Source organism: Tenacibaculum sp. TB-53, from assembly GCF_059716285.2.
On the sequence record NZ_CM202790.1, the window covers coordinates 894,655 to 916,855 of the forward strand.

Consider the following 22,201-nt stretch of genomic DNA (forward strand, 5'->3'; position numbering starts at 1 on the left):
AGAAAAAATTAAAATATATCAGTCTACTCAATTATATTTGTCTCAATAAATAAAGAAATAATATTACCTCGATAATGAGACTTTTTGATAATACAGAAACTGCTTTTAAATTAAAATCTGACTCAGAGTTAGAACGTGCATATTTTTTGTTTAAAATGATTCAGAGCCAACCGATGGTTCGAATAGGTACAGCGGTAACAAACTTTGCTTTAAAAGCACACTTACCAGTTGAAGGATTAATCCGTTCAACAGTTTTTGATCATTTTTGTGGAGGAGTAAGTGAAGATGATTGCTTACCTAATATCGAAAAAATGTACGAACAAGGTAATGTACACAGTGTTTTAGATTATTCAGTAGAAGGGAAGGAAGATGAAGCCCAGTTTGATGATGCTTTAAAAATGACGTTGAAAACAATCAATTTTGCTGAAGAAAAGCAATCTATTCCTTATGCAGTTTTTAAACCTACAGGTTTCGGACGTTTCGCTTTATATCAAAAATTAACTGAAGGAAAAGAGTTTACTTCAGAAGAAAAAGTAGAGTGGGATAGAGTTGTAGAGCGTTTTCATACCGTGTGTAAGGCTGCAAAAGAAAAAGATGTTCCATTACTAATTGATGCAGAAGAAAGCTGGATGCAAGATGCTGCAGATGATTTAATTGAGGAGTTAATGGAAATTTACAATAAAGAAAAAGCCATTGTTTTCAATACACTACAAATGTATCGTCATGATCGTATGGAATATCTACGAAAGCTACACCAAAGAGCTCACCAAAAGGGATATCATATTGGAATGAAAGTTGTTCGTGGAGCTTATATGGAAAAAGAGCGTGAAAGAGCTAAAGAAAATGGTTACGAGTCTCCTATCTGTGTGGACAAACAAGCAACAGATGACAATTATAATGAAGCAGTTCGTTATATGATGGACCATAAAAATATGGCAATTTTTGCAGGAACTCACAATGAAGAAAGTTCATATTTATTAATGGATTTAGCTAAAGAACATAATATTGCTAAAGATGATAAACGCATGTGGTTTGGTCAATTATATGGTATGAGTGATCATATTAGTTTCAATTTAGCCAAAGAAGGATATAATGTAGCGAAGTATGTTCCATTCGGACCTGTTCGTGATGTGATGCCATACCTAATTCGAAGAGCAGAAGAAAACACTTCAGTAGCTGGGCAAACTTCCAGAGAATTGAATTTACTTAAAACTGAAAAAGCACGTAGAAAGCTTTAATGAATACAGTTGATGAAATAAAAGAAGCTATCTATAAAAATAAAAAAAGATTAGCAAAAGAGCTTCAAGAAAGTAGAGAGCTTATATTTCTTGTTAGAAAATCACTAACAACTTCATTAACAGACGAAGAAAAGGCAAAAGTAAAAGAACAAACACTTGATATTTGTAAAGCAATTCCTGCCTTTACAGTGTTTATGCTACCAGGAGGAGCATTACTTTTGCCTTTACTTATAAAATTAATTCCTGATATTTTACCTAGTGCTTTTAGAGAAGATGATGAAGAGCTAGAAAATAGAAAGTTAAAATAGCACAAAAATTATCTATTATTCCCTTTTTAGGCATTAATTAAAGCTACAAAATTCCTTTAAATGAAAGTAGAAATAGTAGTATATTGTTATAAAAAAGTACTTTTTGTAAAGCTTTAAATAAAATATTACGAATTCATAAATAAAATTTCGTTAATCGTAAACAATAAAACACTACTTTTGCAGCTTCAAAATAAGCACGAATGCAATCAATAAGAAACATTGCTATTATAGCACACGTTGACCACGGTAAGACAACCTTGGTAGACAAAATTATAGATCAAGCCAAAATTTTAGATGAACGTAAAGAGCGTACTGATTTATTATTAGATAATAACGACTTAGAACGTGAACGTGGTATTACCATTTTATCTAAAAATGTATCCGTAAACTACAAAGGGGTGAAGATTAATGTAATTGATACTCCTGGTCACGCCGATTTTGGTGGAGAAGTAGAACGTGTACTAAAAATGGCAGATGGAGTTTTATTATTGGTTGATGCTTTTGAAGGACCAATGCCTCAAACACGTTTCGTATTAGGAAAAGCTATTGAATTAGGGTTAACTCCTATTGTAGTAGTAAACAAAGTAGATAAAGAAAACTGTACACCAGACTTAGTACATGAAAAAGTATTTGATTTAATGTTTGCTTTAGAAGCAAATGAAGATCAATTAGACTTTACAACTATTTACGGTTCAGCTAAAAATGGTTGGATGAGTACAGATTGGCAAAAACCAACAGAAGATATTGTTCCTTTGTTAGATGCTGTTTTAGAAACAATTCCAGAAGCACCATATCGTGAAGGATCTCCTCAAATGCAAATTACATCGTTAGATTATTCTTCATTTAAAGGAAGAATAGCTATTGGACGTGTTTACCGTGGAGATTTAGAAAAGAACAAAGACTACATGCTTTGTAAAGCAGATGGAAGTACGAAAAAAGTCCGTATTAAAGAATTACACGTTTTTGAAGGAATGGGTAAGGCTGAAGCAGAAAAAGTTCGTAGTGGAGATATTTGTGCAGTAACAGGTTTAGATGATTTTGAAATTGGTGATACGATTGCCGATGTAGATAATCCAGAAGCTTTACCAAGAATTGAAGTAGATCAACCTACTATGAGTATGTTATTTACTATTAACAACTCTCCATTCTTTGGTAAAGAAGGTAAGTTTGTAACGTCTCGTCACTTACGTGATCGCTTATTTAAAGAGATGGAGAAAAACTTAGCGTTACGTGTTGATGAAACAGATACAGAGGATAAGTTTAACGTTTTCGGACGTGGAGTATTACACTTATCAGTATTAATTGAAACGATGCGTCGTGAAGGATACGAATTACAAGTAGGTCGTCCTCAAGTAATTTTAAAAGAGATTGACGGAGTTAAGTGTGAACCATACGAAACATTATCAATTGATGTTCCTGAAGATGTAGCTTCTAAAGCAATTAACTTAGTTTCTTTACGTAAAGGAGACTTATTAGTAATGGAGCCAAAAGGAGATTTACAACATTTAGAATTTACCATTCCATCAAGAGGATTAATTGGTTTACGTAATAAAATATTAACAGCAACAGCTGGTCAAGCAATTATAAACCACCGATTCAGCGAATATGGACCTTATAAAGGAGAGTTTGCAGAAGAGTTAAAAGGTGCTATTGTTTCTTCTGAAACAGGAAAAGCAACTGCTTATGCAATTGACCGTTTACAAGATAGAGGACGTTTCTTTATTGATCCAAACCAAGAGATTTACAAAGGTCAGGTGGTAGGTGAAAATGCCAAGGCAGATGATATGGCAGTTAACCTAATTAAAGGAAAGAAGTTAACTAACGTACGTGCTTCAGGTTCAGATGACGGCGTGAAAATTGCTCCAAAAATTGATTTCTCATTAGAAGAATGTATGGAGTATATTAGACCAGATGAGTATTTAGAAGTTACCCCAGAAAGTTTACGTATGCGAAAAATTAACTTTGTAAAGTAATATTACACGCTTAGATAAAACCAAAAACCACCTGAATTACAGGTGGTTTTTGATTATATGAAATACCGATTAATTGGTTATAAACTTTAAGATAGTTATTTATATAAAAAAAATGCACCTTAATGATAATTATGATAAGGGGTTTGTTAAGGATGGAGTTTCAAGGTGTTTTGAGGATATAGGAAAAATACATAAACGCTATAAAAGAAGTAGCATAATCTCTTTTAATTAAAGGTTTTAAACATTGTATTTATATATTGTTTAAAATTAAAAAATTGGGGAAGTAGCGCGGCGTATAAATTTATCTACAAAAAGGTATAGAGTAAAGAAAAAATAGAATTAAAAGGGGAAGAAAACTTGTGTGATTCATAACAAGTTAATTGATGTGAGATATTTAAAGACTATGCCTTGTTTACCCTAAGTACGTAAAGAGAATAGAAGAAAAAAGAGAACTTAAATTTTTTACGAATAATTTAAAATACACTAATTATTCCACCAAACTATAAAAAACTTAAAAAGTTCGCCGTTTGGTTTCTTTAGCCAACAAAGAGGAGCATTTTCTTCATTTAAAAATTGTTGAAGTTTATCTTGAAAGGTTTCAAAAGTTAACCAGTCAATATTTGAATGTGGATTTACTAACCAGTTATGTTTATTAGGAATATAGAATTTACAATCTGAGAATTGTGGTAATTCTTTCGGGTAAATATAAAAACCATAGATACACTCATTATTTAGCTGTTTGATTTTTTTCCCGAAATCCTTTAGAGGAACAAACAATTGTGCTTTAAAATATACTTGTTGTATTATTTCATCTATAACCAACTTTAATTTATCTAAATAAGTTTTAGTGTGATTAGAATAGAGTAGTGGTAATTGTTTTTCTTGAAGTTTTGTTAGCTTTTGAATAAGAGAATCGCGTCGATTTGGGCCAATCCAATGTTCAATTTCAGAGTTTCCAACAGAAACATCATATAAGTAGAACTTATATATAATTTCTAAATGAATTGATTCTTTATCCTTTAACAATAAACAATCTAACTCTCCTACAGTAATTTTTTCATTTTGAATTTGAATGTTCTCAGCAAGGATTGATACAGAACTATTTTGATTTAATTCAAATGAAACAAAACGTTCAACCAATTTACCCAAACGTAGTTTTTGTTTGATTTCTTCATTAAACGAGATTGTTTTAATTTTTAATATGGAGAATTGTTCTAAATTAAAAACACCTTTTCCATGCCATAGAAAAGGTGTTTTTAAAAATCCTTCATATTGTAATTGTAAGTCTTTTTGTTTTAGGGACATAAAAGATTTACTCTTTAATTCCTAGTTTATCTAATACCAATTTAGTGATATCAAAACGTTCATCGATATAACCAAATTCGTTTCCAGTAGTAGTTAAAATTTGTGTATAACCATTAGCTTTTGCTACTTCAGCTATTACTTCGCTTAGTTTTTTATATAGTGGTCTTAAACTCTGCTCTCTTTGCACTTGCATCATAGCTGATCCATTCTGACGAAATTTACCCATTTCTTGTTCAAGAGTTCTTAATTCTTGAATTCTAGTTTTCTTATCATCATCGGTCATTAGTTTTTCTTCTGCTTTAAAAGAATCAACTTTTGTCTTATATTCTGTAGCTTTTATTTGAAAACTAGAATCTAGTTTTTTACCATAATTTTCTACTCGTTGTAAGACCCCTTTCATTTGAGGCATTTTACTAATGACTAATTCGCTATCTACCGTTCCTACTTTGGTTTGCGCATTTGAAAATCCTATAAAAAATAAAGTTAGTATAAAAGTGATTTTTAGTTTCATGTATTTCTGTTTTTTGACAAATATAAAAAAGTGATTTTTTTAGCGCTCTTAAAAAGCGTTAAAGTTTATTTTCAATAGTTTTTATGATATTTTGAAGATCTTCTTGGAAATCAAACCATAAAATGTTTGAATCTTTACGAAACCATGTTCCTTGTCGTTTGGCAAACCTTCTTGAGTTCTTCTTAATTTCCTCAATAGCAAATTCTTTAGCAAAGTTACCTTCAAAATATTCGAATAACTCTCTGTATCCTACTGTTTGCAATGCGTTTAGGTTTTTATAAGGATGTAGTTTTTTAGCTTCTTCTATCAAACCTTTTTCAATCATAATAGCTACACGACGATTAATACGATCATACATAATTTCTCTATCGGCTGTCAATCCAATTTTTATAGATTGAAAATTACGAGGTGCTTTAGGTTTATTTTTAAAACAACTGTATGTTTCTCCAGTTCCTATACAAATCTCTAAAGAACGGATTAATCGATGTGGATTGTCAATAGCAATCGTATTGTAAGCTTCAATATCAAGTTTTTTTAATCTTTTTTGAAGATGTTCTATACCTTTGTTTTCTAACTCAGTAGTTAAATCTATTCTTATTTGTGGATCTACATCAGGAAAATAATCTAATCCTTTTAAAACAGCATCTACATACAAACCACTTCCACCTACCATTATTTGAATAGGGTTTTTAGTAAATAGTTCGTTTAGAGTTTTTAATGCATCTTTTTCAAACTGTCCTACTGAATAATTTTCAAAAACACTTCTGTTTTGAATAAAATGATGTGGAGCAGCATCCAGTTCTTCGGGGTCAGGAACCGCTGTTCCTATAGTCATTTCCTTATAAAACTGACGAGAGTCACACGAAATAATTTCACAATTAAAGTGCTGAGCTAGTTCAATGCTTAGTGCTGTTTTACCAATAGCAGTTGCACCAACAATCGTAATTAATGTGTTTTTTTGAGACATTTAGTTCAGTTTTGTTCCGCAATGATAACAAAATTCTGCATCATCTTTATGTCCTTCATAGGAGCAATTTGGGCAAGATTGAGTGTTTAGGTGTACCTTTTTTTTAGTCATTTCTGAACTTACAATTCCTGTAGGTATCGCAATAATAGCATAACCAATAATTACTGTAATACTTGCAATAAATTGTCCTAAAGCGGTTTGCGGAGCAATATCTCCATAACCAACGGTTGTAAGTGTTACTATTGACCAATAAATGCTTCTAGGAATACTTGTAAAGCCGTTTTCAGCCCCTTCAATAAAATACATTACGGAACCTAAAATGATACAGATAATCAACACAAAATAAAGAAAGACTCCAATTTTAGCTTTACTAGCATTTAAAGCTTTTATTAATTGATTTGACTCTCCAATATACCTAGAGACTTTTAAAATCCTAAAAACTCTTAATAGGCGTAATGCTCTCAAAGCTATTAAACTACTATGTGTACCTACAAAAAAGAACGTTAGGTACATAGGAATAGTAGAAAGTAAATCTATAATACCATAAAAGCTAAAAATGTATTTTGTTGGCTTGTTTATTGAAATAATTCTTAGGATATACTCAATGGAAAAAAAAATGGTAATAATCCATTCTGAAATATATAGGAAATTATGATGTTTGTTATCAAAACTTTCAATACTTTCAAGCATAACCAGTACAATACTTGCTAAGATTGCAAATAACAAGATGATGTCAAATAATCGTCCTGCAGGAGTATCTGCTTCGTAGATTACTTCATGTAATTTTTCTCTCCAATTAAGTTTTTTACTATCCAAAAGATTAGGTTTTTGAATGCTTTATAGCATATTATAAATTATTTTCAACTTGTAATCGTACTATTTTAGAGACTTTATTTTTTAGTAAGTAGTTTTTAATGATGGTTTTTGCTAACTCTTTGTATTCAATAGGAGTAAGCATTGATTTTAGAATAGATAACTGGTTTTCCTGAAAAGCAAGATTGGTATATGTATATCCTATAACTTCGTTTTTTTCGATTAAAATTACGGCGTGTTCTTCTGGAATTCTGCCTTTATCAACAATAAGCATATTATCGTGATTAAAGTTTTTATCTGTAATTTTTCTTTTTCTAATGATATTGTACTTAGGTTTTAGCTTTTCAAGTTCTAAATGATATTTTAAACGGGTAAAAAGCATATTCCCAGTTTCTTCATAAGAAACTTTACTAACTCTTTTTATTACTTTTAATGCTTTTCTAGTTTCTTTTAAAAAGAGTTTATTAGTTTCTTGCTTTATATTTTTACCTCTCCCTACAAAAATGATTGTTCCTTCGTGGTTATGAACATAAAAAAGACCTTCTTTTTCAGGTAAACTATCTAATATTCTTTGAATACGAAACTTTTCATGTCTGTTGTCAAAATACTTTATAGATTGTTGAATAATACCTTTTTCAACATCTTTATCTATTAATAGTTTAAATAATTGTACCGTAGCTAATGCGTCACCTGTTGCTCTGTGACGATCAGACATAGGAATTCCTAAAAACTTACAGAGTTTTCCTAGACTATGAGATGGTGACTCTGGAATTAGTTTTTTGCTTAAACTAACTGTACATAGTGTATTTCGTTTGTATTTATAACCTAACCTGTCAAATTCGGTACGAAGAATACGATAATCAAAATTAGCATTATGAGCCACAATAAAACAATCTTGAGTTATTTCAACAATTCTTTTTGCTATTTCATAAAACTTGGGCGCATTTCGTAGCATTTTATTATTAATACCAGTAAGTTTTACAACAAATTCCTGAATTTCCCTTTCTGGATTAACTAAACTAATGAATTGATCTACAATTTGATGTCCATCATATTTATAGATGGCAATTTCTGTAATCCCTTCTTCGTTATATTTCCCTCCAGTAGTTTCAATGTCTAAAATAGCGTACAAATCTCTCCCTTTTTTAAGCTAGTTTATGTAAATCTAAGCAATATAATTTCTAACTCCAAAAATTGAGCTTCCTATTCGTACCATTGTACTACCATTTTTTATGGCTAATTCATAATCTCCACTCATTCCCATAGATAATGTTTGTAAATTAGGATAGTTTTCTTTATTTCCATTAAAGAAATTAGCTAATGAAGAAAATTCTTCTTGTAATTGTTTTTGGTTATCTGTAAACGTAGCCATTCCCATTAAACCAACAATTTTTATATTTTCAAGCTCTTTTAACTCATCTGACGCTAAAATAGCTTCAATATCTTCAAAAGGTAACCCAAATTTAGTATCTTCTTTAGCAATTCGTGCTTGTAACAAACAATTAATAACTCTATTATGTTTTTTAGCCTGTTTGTTTATTTCTTTCAGTGTTTTAAAACTATCTACACCATGAATTAAATCAACAAAATGAGCCATATACTTTACCTTATTACGTTGTAAATGACCAATCATATGCCATTTTATGTCCTTAGGCAATTCATCATACTTAGCTACCATTTCTTGTATTTTATTCTCACCAAATATTCGCTGACCAGCATCGTAAGCTTCTTGTAAATCTGCAATAGGTTTGGTTTTAGAAACAGCAACTAACGTTACATTTTCTGGTAGTGTTGATTTTATTTTTTGAAGATTTTCTTTAATTCCTGTAATCATAATAATTGTTTATCAGACTTTATACTAAAACTCGTAAATAGTTAAAGCACTTCTTAACTTAGGTTCTATGTAGGTTGTTTTCGGTGGCATCATTAAGCCAGCATCAACAATAGTTTTTAGTTCTTGAATATTGGTAGGTAGCATTCCAAAAGAAACTTTAAACTCACCACTGTCAACCTTTGTTTTTAATTCTAACCCGTCAGATTTGTCTTGAGAATATACAATTTTAGAAGCGTTTCTAATATCTTCAATTCCTAAAATAGGTTCTAATACGGTTGTATATAAAATATAAGCATCTAATTCACTTAAACAGTCAGTAAATTCATAAGCTGATTTACGTAAATACAAAGCATAAAATTCACCATTTAAATACATGCTAAAATGGTGTTTTTCTTTAGGTTTATATAATTCCTGTCCACGATTCTCAATTCTAAAATGAGTATCTAATTCTATTAAAAGCTCCTCTGGAGTTAACCCGTTTAAATCTCTTATAAATCTATTGAATTCATAAATTTTAACCTGGCTCTCAGGTAATAGGTAACTCATGAAAAAATTATAGTCTTCTTTACCCGTATGTTTTGGATTATTTTCTGCTAAATTTTGTGCCAATAAACATGAAGATGTTGAACGATGATGTCCATCAGCAATATATAGGGTGTTAACTTCTTTAAAAGCTTTGGCTATTTGCTCTACATCTTTCTCTTCGTTTATTATCCATAAAAAATGTAAATCCCTATCAGATGTAGAAAACTCGTATTCGGCTCTTTCTTCCTGATATTTTTTTATAATAACATTAATTACATCATTGTCAGGGTAGGTGAGTAGTACTGGTTCTGCATTAAAACCTGTATTTTTTAAGTAGTTTTCAAATAGTAACTCACGTTCTTTTAAAGTGTCTTCGTGCTTTTTTATTACTTCATTATGATAATCTTCTACAGAGGTTGCTGCGATTATTCCACAGAAATTATCATTTGGAGTTATTTTTTGATATATGTAATAAGCAGGAGTTTCATCTTGCTTAAAGACTTCATTTTCTTTGAATTCTAAGTAACGATTGTGTACCAATTTAAAGCGTTGTTCTCCAGTTACATCTTGTTTATGGTATTTATATCCAGGATTAATTACATGCAAAAAAGTGTATGGATTAAAATCGAGTTTAGCTCCAATTTCCGCAGGAGTATAAATTTCATACGATTTAGAAGATACTAAAGCAACTTTATCTCTGGTGGCTCTAACAGCTTTAAAAGGTTTTACAATTGCCATAGATTATTCGCTTAGTAATTCGATGATTTTGTTAGCAAGTTCAATTCCAGCTCTATCTTGTGCTTCAACAGTTGAAGCACCAATATGAGGTGTCATCGATATTTCAGGGTTCATTAATAGTTGAATTTCAGGTCTTGGTTGGCTTTCAAAAACGTCTAATCCTGCATATTTAACCTTTCCACTATCAATAGCATTAACTAAATCAACTTCATTTAGAATACCTCCATGAGAAGTGTTTATAATTCCTACACCATTTTTCATTTTGTCAAACAAAGATGTTTCTATAACATATCCCTCTTGAGCAGGAAGATGTAGTGTAATAAAGTCTGATTTTGATAATAGGTTATCTATACTTTCCGTTTCAATAAAGAAGTCTACTGATTGACCATCGAAAAAAGGAATTGTGATAGTTGCATTATCTATTTCTACATCAGTTGCTATCACTTCCATACCTAAAGCTAGTGCAGTTTTTGCAACTTCTTGTCCTACAGTATCAAACCCAATAATACCTAATGTTTTACCTCTTAGCTCAGTTCCTTGCGAGTATTGCTTTTTTAAGGCGTTAAAGCGCATATCTCCTTCTAAAGGCATTTCACGATTTGACTGATGTAAAAAACGAACCATTCCAAATAAATGAGCAAATACCAATTCAGCAATTGAAGTAGCAGAAGCATCTTCACTATTCACAATATGAACTCCATTATCAATAGCATAATCAACATCAATGTTGTCCATTTCGGTTCCTAAACAAGCAATAAGTTTAATGCTTGGGCAAGCATCAATTAACTCTTGTCGCACTTGTGTAGTATTACTTACTGTAATAGCATCAATAGCATGATCGTTTATGTAATTTTCTAATTGCTCTTGTGCAACTTTAGTGTTTATTACTTCAAAGCCTTTGTCTTCTAAAGCTTGTATTCCGCTAGCGGAAATTCCATCATTCACTAATATCTTCATCGTTCTTTATATTAAAATGTCATTGTGAAAAATGACGTTGTATCTAACTTATTCTTTCTAATTCTTGCATTACATCTACTAAAGCCTGTACACTGTATAAAGGTAAAGCGTTGTACATACTTGCACGATAACCACCAACACTTCTATGGCCGCTTAATCCATTAATATTGGCTTCTTGCCACATTTTATCAAACTTAGCTTGCAAGTTTTTATCAGCTAAGGTAAAAGTAGCATTCATATGACTTCGGTCTTCTATAGCAGCGACTCCATTAAATAAAGGGTTTCTATCTATTTCATTATACAACAGTGCTGATTTTTTCTCATTCACTTTTTCAATGAATTCGATACCTCCTAAGTTTTTTAACCACTCTAAGGTTAACATAGAGGTATATACTGCAAATACAGGTGGTGTATTAAACATACTTTCTTTGTTAAGAAACACTTGGTAATTTAACATTGAAGGAATTTGACGTTCAACTTTACCTAATATATCTTCTTTTACAACCACTAAAGTTGTACCTGCTGGTCCCATATTTTTTTGAGCTCCTGCGTAAATCAAATCAAATTTTGAAAAATCCAGTTGACGAGAAAAAATATCAGAACTCATATCACATATCATTGGAACAGAAGTCTTAGGAAAACTCTTCATTTGTGTTCCATAAATGGTATTATTACTTGTGCAATGAAAATAGTCTACATCTGTAGGAATTTCATATGTTTTGGGAATATAACTGAAGTTCTTATCTTTTGAGGAAGCTACTTCTACTAATTCGCCAAATAATTTAGCTTCTTTAATTGCTTTATCACTCCAAGTCCCTGTATTTAAGTAAGCTGCTTTTTTATTTAGTAAGTTATAAGCAACCATTAAAAACTGCATACTGGCTCCACCTTGCAAAAACAATGCTTTGTAGCCTTTATTTTCAAGACCTAATAATTCTAGTGCTAAGCTTCTTGCTTTTTCAATTACATCTACAAAGGGTTGACTTCTGTGTGAAATTTCGATTAAAGATAAATTGTCATTATTAAAGTCAATGACTGCTTCTGATGCTTTTTTTAGCACTTCTTCAGGTAAAATACAAGGCCCTGCACTAAAGTTATGTTTTTTCATTTGTGTTGTTGTGTTTTGCTACACAAAGGTGCAAATTTATATAGAGACTCTTTTAAATTTTAGCTAAAAATTCTAGTGTGTTTACACCGTCAGCATAGTCCCATAACTTTGGGTGTTGTGTCTGTCCGAATGCTATTTCATTTTCAATAAAATTATTAGCTACAACACATTGAATTTGCTCTCTGTCTTCCCACAGTTTAATCTTTAAATCATCAGTATTGTTATAATATTCATAAAAAACAGAAGCGATAGGTGAGGCGTAGCTTTCATCTTCTTTAATCATTAAAAACCCATTTTCTAAAATATCAAACTCACTCATTAAATACACTGCCTTATTGTAATCGTAATTATTAGCGTATTTAACATTGTTAATGATTTCATGTTGTTGATACATTCCATTGAAAAAAGCGTCGAAATTATAGTCTTTAGGAACAAATACTTTTGAAACAGAACGACAACCTAATCCGAAATAACGAAAAACATCTTCGCTTAAATTTTGCAGTTGTTCTTCCGATTCATTTCCTGTTAAAACCGCAACAGAGTTTCTGTTTTTTCTTATAATGCTAGGTTTATCTTTAAAGTAATATTCAAAATAACGTGCTGTATTATTACTACCAGTAGCTATTACCGCATCAAACCCTGTTAGTTTTTCTTCAGTAAACGTGATTTTTCCTTTTAATTCAGGATCAATATATTCTAAATATTTTGCTAAAAAAGGCAATAAATGTTTATCGTTAGAGGATTGTTTAACTAATACCGAGTGCCCAGAAATTAGAACTGATAAAAAGTCATGAAAGCCTACTAGCGGAATGTTTCCAGCCATGATAACAGCGACTAATTTAGGTTCGTTGTTACCTAATTTTTCGTTAGTAATCCACTGAGTTAAGTTTTCTGAAGTAAGTGCTTTTGCCCAATTTTCTATAGAGAATAATATGTTTTCTCTGGTGAACCAGGTGTTATTTTCTCCTGCTATTTTTAATTGATGCTTAAATCCATCAAAAAATAACTCATTGCGTTCTACATGTTCTTTTTTCTCTATTTTTTCTTGAGAAAATTGACTTAAAAATTCTCCTAGTTTATGAAAAGCGTTAATTCTACTTTTTATACTATCCATTTATTTTGGTTCTAAATTAAATTGGAACTATTTTTGCAAATGCAAAGTTACAAAACTGAAAGAGATTAATTATGGCAATTATAATAACTGATGAATGTATAAACTGTGGGGCTTGCGAACCTGAATGTCCTAATACAGCAATTTACGAAGGTGCAGATGACTGGAAATATGCTGACGGTACTGATTTAACAGGAAATATTGTTTTACCAAACGGTAAATCTGCCAATGCGGATGAAGATCAAGAGCCAATTTCGGATGAAATTTATTACATCGTTGTAGATAAATGTACAGAATGTAAAGGTTTTCATGAAGAGCCACAATGTGCTGCTGTTTGCCCTGTTGATTGTTGTGTTCCTGATGAAGATAATGTAGAAACAGAAGAAGAGTTATTAGCTAAACAACGTTTTATGCATAACGATTAATAAACTCCAAATTTTTGGAGATATGAAATAAAAAAATCCTGAGAATATTCTCAGGATTTTTTGTTTTATGAAAAACCTATTAAAGTTTAAATCCTAGTCTAGTAAAAAAGTAAGCACCGTCTGATCCCATTTGAACAGAATCTGCTAACCCACCTTGATCAGTCCATCCATCAAACTGTGGAGTAGGATATACATTGAAAATATTGTTTCCTCCAATCGTAAAGGTAATTTTATCTGTAAAAGCATAGCTTAGACTTAAATCGGTAGTAATTTTACTTTTATAAACATCAGTAGCCACAGGATATAAGGCATCAGCTTCTGCTTGGGTTGTTGCTGGTGTATCTACCCATTGAAAATCTTGCAACTGAACTTCGCTAAATTTAGTGAAGTTTAAAGCAACATCTAGTTTTTTATATCCATATCCAAGGTTTAAACCGAATTTGTGATCTGGAGCTGCCGCTTTTAAATAAGCTTCAGAAAAAGGACTAAAGAAAGTAAATCTGTTTAAGTTTCCGTTCTTTATCTTTTCAATTTTAGTATCGTTAAAGTTTCCTACCAATCCTACATCTATTCTATGATCTTCAAAAGACTTTTTATAGTTTAAAACAATATCTAATCCTTGCGTTTTTGTATCAACACCGTTAGCAAAGAACTGTGCTGCATCAACGCCTAAATTCAATCCAGAAGCATCAAAGTTATCTGTTAAAATAATGCGATCATCAACAGTAATAGAATATGCATCAATGGTAGCTGTAAATCCACCAATTTTATAAGTAAACCCTAAACTAGCATTGAATGCTGTTTCTTCTTTTAATTGTTCTATTCCGAAAGCTCTAGTTACAGTACTGTTATTTGCAGACAATAATGATGGTAAAGATTCCCCATTAACAATGTTTGTAAACTTTAGATTATAATATAATTGAGCTAAAGATGGTGCTCTGAAACCTGAGGAAATAGAACCTCGTAGGGTTAAATTATCACTTGCTTTAAATCTTGAAGCTAACTTAAAATTGAATGTACTACCAAAATCACTGTAATCTTCATAACGAACAGCTGCGCCTACTAAGAATTTTTCTGTAAAGTTAAATTCAGAATCAAAATAGATACCTACATTACTTCTTGAACGGTCAACTTCATTGTCAGGTCCATATCCAGGGAACCCTTGAGAACCTCCAGGTAATTCATCTCCATTACTATCAACAGCTACTGGTTGAACAGCAGGATTTTCCATTAATACTCCGTTATCATCATATAATCCATAAGAAGCTTCTTCACCAGCAAAAATGATAAAGTTTTCTGTTCTATACTCTAAACCGAAAGCAAGGTTAACTCCACTCATTAAATCTTCTAAGTACTTACTAAAATCTAATCCAGTAGTATTTTGTGATAAACTATGACCTCCTGCATTAAAATCGGTAGGTGAAGCATCTTTTAAAGAAGCGTTGTTTGAATCTTTTATAAAATAATGAAACTTGTTTTCTCCATACGTATTATTAAAGTCAATCTCCCAACCATTTTCTAATTTATGTTTAATTCCTGCCGATACAGATATATCAGTGATATTTGAAGTAATTCTAGGGGTAAATCCATTAGGGTGTATGCTAGGAACACTTCTATTATCGCCTTCATCAAAACTATCTCTTGAAAAAGCATACGCATCAGTGTCTCTATAATTTCTACCTCCAAAAGCATACATTTCGGTATTGTCATTTACAGGTAAACTAGCATTTATCATAAAATTGAATCCATCTATAGCAGCGCTACCATATCCTTTTCGCCAAGAAAAACCAGGTCTCAACGTTCTATCTTTTGACAACAATTCGGTAGTAAAGTTTACAAAACCTCCTTTATCATTCAATTTAGCTCCGTAGTTTAAATCTAGTTTAAAAGTTCCACCATCAAAACTTTTGTCTTCTCCATCTAATCTGTTTTTTCCTTCAACATTGTATAAAGTTTCTCCTGTAGCTTCAGCCCATCCACTTCCTATTGCTGTGCTATAAACTCCATAACCAATACTTCCTGAAACGCCGTCGGTATTATCTTTTAAAACAATATTAATAACTCCTGCAATAGCGTCAGAACCATACTGAGCAGATGCTCCATCTCTTAGAACTTCAATTCTTTTAATAGCAGCAGCAGGAATTGCATTTAAATCGGTTCCTGAATTTCCGCGTCCACGTGTTCCAAAAATATTAACTAATGATGATTGATGGCGTCTTTTACCGTTGATAAGTACCAAAGTTTGGTCTGGACCTAAACCTCTTAAGGAAGCAGGTACGATATGGTCGGCACCATCTGACCCTGATTGCTTAGTAGCATTAAATGACGGAGCTGCATACTGTAATATATCATTTACTTCTACTTTACCATTTTTAGTTGCTAAATCTCCTACATCAATTATATCAACAGGTACAGGTGTGTCAATAGCTGTTCTTTTAGGATTTCTAGATCCTACGATAACAACTTCATCTAATTCTAAACCTTCTTTTAAAACAATATTAAAATTAGTTTTTCCATTAATAGAAATTTCTTGTGTTTCAAAACCTGAAAAACTAACTATTAAAGTTCCATCTGTATTAACATTAAGTGAAAACTCGCCGTTAAAATCTGTAGATGTACCATTAGAGGTTCCTTTTTCTACAATGTTAGCTCCTGGCAAAGGTTCGTTATTTATATCTTTTACTGTTCCTCTAATTAATGTTTGAGCATTTAACAAGTAAAGTCCACCAAAAAATAGGTAAATAATAAGAAGGGTACGTTTTTTCATGTGAAAATATTTTTTAAGTTAATTTCTTAAAAATAGTAAAAAATCAACCTAAGTCTTAAAAAAATGTTAAAACCATAAATTAAAGAGCTATAAACTAACTTAAATGAATCTTAAATAATTAGAAAATTTAGAAAGCAAAGCACTATATTTGCACTCGCAAAATTTCAATAAAACAATAGAATGAAAGCTGGAATTGTAGGATTACCAAACGTAGGGAAATCAACCTTATTTAACTGTTTATCTAACGCAAAAGCGCAGAGTGCAAACTTTCCGTTTTGTACCATTGAACCTAATTTAGGAGTAGTAAACGTGCCAGATACTCGTTTAGAAAAGCTAGAAGAGCTAGTAAATCCTGAAAGAGTTTTACCTGCAACTGTAGAAATTGTAGATATTGCTGGTTTGGTAAAAGGAGCTAGTAAAGGAGAAGGTTTAGGTAACCAATTCTTAGCTAATATTCGTGAAACAGATGCTATTTTACATGTATTGCGTTGTTTTGATAACGATAATATAGTACACGTAGATGGTTCTGTTGATCCTATAAGAGATAAGGAAACTATTGATATAGAACTTCAGTTAAAAGATTTAGAAACTGTTCAAAAACGTTTGGAGCGTGTAAAAAGAACAGCTAAAACAGGTAATAAGGAGGCGCAAGTAGAATTGGAAATTCTATTAAAGGTTGAAGAAACATTATTAGAAGGAAAATCTGTTCGCTCTATTGAATTTACAGAAAAAGAAGAGGAATTTGTAAAACCATTACAGTTCATTACTGCAAAACCAGTTTTATATGTGTGTAATGTTGATGAAGGTTCTGCTGTTTTAGGAAATGCTTATGTTGATAAAGTTAAAGAAGCTGTGGCACATGAAAATGCTGAAGTTATTGTGTTAGCAGTAGGTACAGAAGCAGATATTACAGAGTTGGATGATTACGAAGAGCGTCAGATGTTCTTAGCTGATATAGGATTAGAAGAAGCAGGAGTTTCTCGCTTAGTTCGTTCGGCTTATAAGTTATTAAACTTACAAACTTATTTCACTGCAGGTGTAAAAGAGGTAAGAGCTTGGACAATTCCTGTAGGTGCTACTGCACCTCAAGCGGCAGGAGTTATTCACACTGATTTTGAAAAAGGGTTTATCCGCGCTGAGACTATTAGTTATGATGATTATGTATCATTTGGTAGTGAAGCTAAAGTGAAAGAAGCAGGTAAAATGAGAGTAGAAGGAAAGGAGTATATTGTTAAAGATGGTGACATTATGCACTTTAGATTTAACGTATAATCTTTTTGAAGAATAAAGTCTAAACTCCACTAAAATCTAGTGGAGTTTTTTTGTACCTTAGAAATTCTAAATCGCTTATTTACTATGCAAATAGAAAAACAAACATTTCAATTTTTAAAAGACTTAAAAGAAAACAACAATCGTGAATGGTTTACAGAACACAAACCTCGATTCACAGAAGCTCAAAATAACGCAAAAGCTGTATACAAAACCATTCAAGATAATTTAAACAAGCATGATGAGATAGATAAGTTTAAGCTATTTAGAATTTACAGAGATGTGCGTTTTTCAAAAGATAAAACACCGTATAAAACACATTTTGGAGGTTCTTTTCATAGAAATAAACCAGCATTAAGGGGAGGGTATTATTTACATATTTCCCCAGGCGATAGTTTTGTTGCTGGCGGATTCTGGGAGCCTAATAAAGAAGATCTTTTACGTATTCGAAAGGAATTTGAAGTAGATGCTTCTGAAATTAGAGAAATTTTAAAAGAAAAGAATTACGTACAACATTTTGGAGGTAAATTAGAAGGAGATGAGCTTAAAACAGCTCCTAAAGGATTTGATAAGCAACATCCAGATATCGATTTGATTCGAAAAAAAGGATATATAGCTATTCAACGTTTTACAGACAAAGAAGTATTAGCTCCCGATTTTCTAACAAAAGTAGATGACTCTTTTAAAGCACTTCGTCCTTTTTTTAATTATATGAGTGACGTATTAACTACGAATTTAAACGGAGAGAGTATTTTAGATTAATTTAGGTGTAATTTCACTTCTCTTTTCAAATAAGCATAGGTAAGCGCAGTGGATAAAACATCTGCAATAGGAAAAGACATCCATACACCATTTATGCCATAAAATTTAGGAAGTATATACACTAAAGGAATTAAAAAGAACCCTTGTTTTAAAAGTGTTAATAATAGTGCAGGCAACGCTTTACCTGCTGCTTGAAAGTATGCTGATCCAATTAGTTGAGTGGTTATTACAGGTGTTGCCAAAAAAGCTACTATTAATGCATCTGGAGTAAGTTTTAATAGTTTTTCGTCTTCTGTAAAAACACCAACTAATTCAGATGGAAATAGCATTATCAGAATAAAAATTAAAACAGCGATACCTGTACCAAAAAGGATAGATTTATTTATAGTTTCCTTTACTCTTTCTGTATTATTGGCTCCATAATTATATCCTGCAATAGGTAAAAAACCTTGCGTAACTCCTAAAACAGGAAATAAAGCAAATAACATAACCCTATTAATAATACCATAGACTGCAATTGAAATTTCACCTCCATACTTAAAAAGAGAATAGTTTAAGACTATAGTTAATATACTTATTGTTCCTTGCCTTACTATAGTTACTCCTCCTAAAGACACAATCTCTTTTACAATAGAAAAATTCAATTTAAAATACTTCGGAATAATTTTTAATTCAGTCTTTTTTGAAATAAAAAACCAAAGAATAAATACTCCACTAACAGCATACGAAATAGAGGTAGCCAAACCTGCGCCGTACATTCCTAAATTCATAAACTTAATGAAAATAATATCTAAAAAAATATTAGCAATTGCAGGGAAGAGCATGGTAAGCATCGCATAATTAGGTTTCCCTACAGCTCTAACAACGGGGTTTCCCATCATAGCAAAAGCCAAAAACGGAACACCCCAAACAATTACATCGAAATATTCAGTAGCAGGAGTTATAATATCTCCATTAGCCCCAAAAAGTTGTAAAATAGGAATACTAAAAAATGTTCCTAAAAGCACAAATAAAACAGATAATACAATAGTTAATGAAATTTGATTCCCAAAAACTTCAAAGGCTTTATTTTCTTTATTAGCTCCTAAGGCCCTAGAAATTATAGAACTTCCTCCAATTCCAACTCCCATACCAATAGAAGAAATTAAAAAAGCAATAGGTAATACCACAGTGATTGCAGCAATAGCGAGTACGCCAATCCATCTTCCAACAAAAATGGTATCAACAATCATATTAATCGACATTACTAAAATTCCAATAGAAGCAGGGATAGCTTGTTTTAAAATAAGTTGACTAATACTTTTCGTACCTAAGTCGTTGGCGATTGTATTCATGCTGACTAAATTAACACGAATTATTCATCAAAAATAAAAACAAGGTTAGATTTAAGTAATAATTAACATCAATCCTGTAAGTTTGTCTTATGAATTTATTTGAACAAAAGCATATCGTAACTTCAGAAGAAATAGACGAATATAACCATGTAAACAATGTGGTATATGTACAATGGATGCAAAACATTTCAGATGCTCATTGGAAAGAACTTTCTAAAAATGTAAAGAACATCGATTATGTGTGGTTTGTTATTAGACATGAAGTTGATTATAAAAATCAAGCCGTATTAGGAGATGAAGTTACGCTTAGGACTTGGATTGGAAAAACAGAAGGGATAAGATCCATACGTCATTTTGAAATGTATAGAGGAGAAACGTTATTAGTAAAATCTCAAACTACATTTTGTTTGTTAGATGCTAACACAAAAAAACCTAAAAGAATTACGAAAGAGGTAACAAACTTATTGTTACCGTAAAAGAAACAATATCTTTGCACTTATAAATTTATAGAATGACAACATTTACCGCATTAGGAGTACGAAAAGAATATGTTAAGGGATTGAAAGAGTTAGGAATAACAACTCCTACTGAAGTACAACAAGAAACTATACCATATTTACTTGAAAATAATTCAGATTTTATAGGATTAGCACAAACAGGTACAGGGAAAACTGCTGCTTATGGCTTGCCTATTTTACATAAAATAGATGCTTCAAAAGACAATGTACAAGCGTTAATTTTATCACCTACAAGAGAATTGGTACAACAGATAAAGAAACAACTATTTAAGTTTACAAAATATGTTGATGATAAAATTTTTGTAGAAGCTGTTTACGGTGGTGAAAAGATTGAACGTCAAATCAACAATTTGAAGAGAACCACACATGTTATTGTGGCAACTCCAGGGCGTTTGATTGATTTAATAGAAAGGGGTGATGTAGATTTAAAAAATATCAAAACCTTAGTACTTGATGAGGCAGATGAAATGCTTAGTATGGGGTTTAAATTAGAGTTAAATCGTATTTTAAAATATACTTCTGGTACTCGTAAAACATGGTTGTTTTCGGCAACAATGCCAGATGAAATTCGAAGTATTATAAAAAAATACATGAATGCTTCAGCAAAACAAGTTGAAGTAAACAAAAATGTATTGGTGAATTCCAACATTACGCATCAGTTTGTAACAACTACGATCCCTGAAAAAACCGATGTTATTATTAAGTTTTTGGAAAAAAGACATGCTGAAAGAGGAATCATTTTCTCAAGAACCAAAGCAGGAGCTCAAAAACTAACAAAAGAATTACAAGAAGACGGTTTTTCGGTAGAAGCTCTTGAAGGCGACATGCAACAAAAAGAGCGTGATAAAGTAATGCGTGCTTTTAAAAACGGTAATCTTCAAGTATTAGTGTCAACAGATGTTTCAGCCAGAGGAATTGATGTTCAAAACTTAGCTTTTGTTATTCATCATCAATTACCAGAGCAGTTAGAATATTATACACACAGAAGCGGTAGAACAGCAAGAGCAGGAAAAAGAGGAATTTCTTTAGCATTGATTCTTCAAAATGAAAGAAGTCGTTTAGCTGAAGTAGAAAGAACATTACAAATACAATTTTCTGAAATATCAATATAAATGGATGTAATTTACGCCATAGACATTGCTGGAACTTTTGCCTTTGCTATTAGTGGAGCATTAGTTGCTATTAGAAAAAAGTTTGATGTTTTTGGAGTCATTATCATAGCTTTTGTGACTGCCGTTGGAGGTGGAATGACTAGAGATGTACTTATTAATGCACATCCTATAAACTGGATTGGAGATATTAACTATATCTGGACAATATTAATAGCTGTTGCAGCAACTTTTTTATTTCGAAGTAAAATAGCACCGTTAAGAAGAACAATGTTTTTGTTTGATACTATTGGTATAAGTGTGTTTACGTTATTAGGTGTTCAAAAAGGAATAAATTTTAATTTACATCCATTTGTAGCCTTAGTTATGGGAATGTCTTCCGCAGTAATGGGAGGTGTAATTAGGGATGTGCTAACAAATGAAATTCCGTTAATTTTTCATAGAGAAATATATGCGTCAGCCTGTTTAGCAGGAGGTATTGTATACCTACTTTTATATCCTTTAAACATCAATGAAGATGTACTTTTTGTTATTTCTGCAGGAATAATTATTCTTGTAAGAACAATTGCTGTACAGTATAAATTGGAGCTTCCTCGAATAAAAAAAGATGTATTTGGTAAATAAAGGAT

General features: G+C 31.6%; 21 protein-coding genes. 9 read left to right on the forward strand and 12 right to left on the reverse strand.

Going from position 1 to position 22,201, the window contains the following annotated elements; translation table 11 throughout:
* The first annotated feature begins 71 nt into the window (after positions 1 to 71).
* The 3 genes from AC3VJB_RS04015 (at position 72) to typA (ending at position 3,519) form a co-directional block, all read left to right on the forward strand.
* Positions 72 to 1,238 (forward strand): proline dehydrogenase family protein, encoded by a 1,167-nt coding sequence (locus AC3VJB_RS04015; RefSeq protein WP_047788870.1) that lies wholly within the window; start codon positions 72 to 74, stop codon positions 1,236 to 1,238.
* Positions 1,238 to 1,546 (forward strand): LETM1 domain-containing protein, encoded by a 309-nt coding sequence (locus AC3VJB_RS04020; RefSeq protein WP_047788869.1) that lies wholly within the window; start codon positions 1,238 to 1,240, stop codon positions 1,544 to 1,546. The genes AC3VJB_RS04015 and AC3VJB_RS04020 overlap by 1 nt, the downstream gene beginning before the upstream one ends.
* Before the next feature lie 200 nt (positions 1,547 to 1,746).
* Positions 1,747 to 3,519: a translational GTPase TypA gene (typA, locus tag AC3VJB_RS04025; protein WP_073184109.1), complete on the forward strand. Its 1,773-nt coding sequence runs from the start codon at positions 1,747 to 1,749 to the stop codon at positions 3,517 to 3,519.
* A gap of 483 nt (positions 3,520 to 4,002) precedes the next feature.
* Here typA and AC3VJB_RS04030 read toward each other — a convergent pair whose 3' ends face one another.
* Genes AC3VJB_RS04030 through AC3VJB_RS04075 form a run of 10 tightly spaced genes read right to left on the reverse strand, consistent with a single transcriptional unit; the run spans position 4,003 to position 13,391 of the window.
* On the reverse strand, positions 4,003 to 4,824 hold the full coding sequence (locus AC3VJB_RS04030; RefSeq protein WP_437824604.1) for a DUF1853 family protein: 822 nt from the start codon (positions 4,822 to 4,824) through the stop codon (positions 4,003 to 4,005).
* A gap of 7 nt (positions 4,825 to 4,831) precedes the next feature.
* Positions 4,832 to 5,335 (reverse strand): OmpH/Skp family outer membrane protein, encoded by a 504-nt coding sequence (locus AC3VJB_RS04035; RefSeq protein WP_047788866.1) that lies wholly within the window; start codon positions 5,333 to 5,335, stop codon positions 4,832 to 4,834.
* A 58-nt stretch (positions 5,336 to 5,393) separates the two neighbouring features.
* Positions 5,394 to 6,302, reverse strand: a complete 909-nt coding sequence (gene miaA / locus AC3VJB_RS04040; protein ID WP_437824606.1) for a tRNA (adenosine(37)-N6)-dimethylallyltransferase MiaA — start codon at positions 6,300 to 6,302, stop codon at positions 5,394 to 5,396.
* Entirely contained in the window at positions 6,303 to 7,118 is an 816-nt protein-coding gene (locus tag AC3VJB_RS04045; protein WP_082118625.1) for an ion transporter, read from the reverse strand. It abuts the gene before it with no gap.
* A gap of 31 nt (positions 7,119 to 7,149) precedes the next feature.
* Entirely contained in the window at positions 7,150 to 8,247 is a 1,098-nt protein-coding gene (locus tag AC3VJB_RS04050) for an exonuclease domain-containing protein (RefSeq protein ID WP_047788863.1), read from the reverse strand.
* 33 nt (positions 8,248 to 8,280) lie between these two features.
* A complete protein-coding gene (locus AC3VJB_RS04055; RefSeq protein WP_073184101.1) occupies positions 8,281 to 8,949 on the reverse strand; it encodes a YggS family pyridoxal phosphate-dependent enzyme in 669 nt (222 codons plus the stop codon).
* 24 nt (positions 8,950 to 8,973) lie between these two features.
* Positions 8,974 to 10,212, reverse strand: a complete 1,239-nt coding sequence (locus tag AC3VJB_RS04060; RefSeq protein WP_437824609.1) for a DUF1015 domain-containing protein — start codon at positions 10,210 to 10,212, stop codon at positions 8,974 to 8,976.
* Positions 10,213 to 10,215: 3 nt separating this feature from the next.
* A complete protein-coding gene (locus AC3VJB_RS04065; protein WP_437824610.1) occupies positions 10,216 to 11,169 on the reverse strand; it encodes a D-2-hydroxyacid dehydrogenase in 954 nt (317 codons plus the stop codon).
* A 43-nt stretch (positions 11,170 to 11,212) separates the two neighbouring features.
* A complete protein-coding gene (gene serC / locus AC3VJB_RS04070) occupies positions 11,213 to 12,277 on the reverse strand; it encodes a 3-phosphoserine/phosphohydroxythreonine transaminase (RefSeq protein ID WP_437824612.1) in 1,065 nt (354 codons plus the stop codon).
* Positions 12,278 to 12,329: 52 nt separating this feature from the next.
* Positions 12,330 to 13,391: an acyl-CoA reductase gene (locus AC3VJB_RS04075; protein WP_437824614.1), complete on the reverse strand. Its 1,062-nt coding sequence runs from the start codon at positions 13,389 to 13,391 to the stop codon at positions 12,330 to 12,332.
* A gap of 71 nt (positions 13,392 to 13,462) precedes the next feature.
* Here AC3VJB_RS04075 and AC3VJB_RS04080 point away from each other — a divergent pair, with 71 nt between their 5' ends.
* On the forward strand, positions 13,463 to 13,813 hold the full coding sequence (locus AC3VJB_RS04080; RefSeq protein ID WP_047788857.1) for a 4Fe-4S dicluster domain-containing protein: 351 nt from the start codon (positions 13,463 to 13,465) through the stop codon (positions 13,811 to 13,813).
* Between the two features lie 79 nt (positions 13,814 to 13,892).
* Here AC3VJB_RS04080 and AC3VJB_RS04085 read toward each other — a convergent pair whose 3' ends face one another.
* Positions 13,893 to 16,580, reverse strand: a complete 2,688-nt coding sequence (locus tag AC3VJB_RS04085) for a TonB-dependent receptor (RefSeq protein WP_437824616.1) — start codon at positions 16,578 to 16,580, stop codon at positions 13,893 to 13,895.
* Positions 16,581 to 16,760: 180 nt separating this feature from the next.
* Here AC3VJB_RS04085 and ychF point away from each other — a divergent pair, with 180 nt between their 5' ends.
* Entirely contained in the window at positions 16,761 to 17,852 is a 1,092-nt protein-coding gene (gene ychF, locus AC3VJB_RS04090; protein WP_437824618.1) for a redox-regulated ATPase YchF, read from the forward strand.
* A gap of 84 nt (positions 17,853 to 17,936) precedes the next feature.
* Positions 17,937 to 18,611, forward strand: coding sequence for a DUF2461 domain-containing protein (locus AC3VJB_RS04095; RefSeq protein WP_437824620.1), 675 nt, complete (start codon positions 17,937 to 17,939; stop codon positions 18,609 to 18,611).
* Here the strand turns inward: AC3VJB_RS04095 and AC3VJB_RS04100 are convergent.
* Positions 18,608 to 19,945: an MATE family efflux transporter gene (locus AC3VJB_RS04100; protein ID WP_437824622.1), complete on the reverse strand. Its 1,338-nt coding sequence runs from the start codon at positions 19,943 to 19,945 to the stop codon at positions 18,608 to 18,610. The genes AC3VJB_RS04095 and AC3VJB_RS04100 overlap by 4 nt on opposite strands.
* Before the next feature lie 89 nt (positions 19,946 to 20,034).
* Here AC3VJB_RS04100 and AC3VJB_RS04105 point away from each other — a divergent pair, with 89 nt between their 5' ends.
* Genes AC3VJB_RS04105 through AC3VJB_RS04115 form a run of 3 tightly spaced genes read left to right on the forward strand, consistent with a single transcriptional unit; the run spans position 20,035 to position 22,196 of the window.
* A complete protein-coding gene (locus tag AC3VJB_RS04105) occupies positions 20,035 to 20,421 on the forward strand; it encodes an acyl-CoA thioesterase (protein WP_437824624.1) in 387 nt (128 codons plus the stop codon).
* Positions 20,422 to 20,456: 35 nt separating this feature from the next.
* Positions 20,457 to 21,575, forward strand: coding sequence for a DEAD/DEAH box helicase (locus AC3VJB_RS04110; RefSeq protein ID WP_437824626.1), 1,119 nt, complete (start codon positions 20,457 to 20,459; stop codon positions 21,573 to 21,575).
* Positions 21,576 to 22,196 (forward strand): trimeric intracellular cation channel family protein, encoded by a 621-nt coding sequence (locus AC3VJB_RS04115; protein WP_047788850.1) that lies wholly within the window; start codon positions 21,576 to 21,578, stop codon positions 22,194 to 22,196.
* The last annotated feature ends 5 nt before the right edge of the window (positions 22,197 to 22,201 follow it).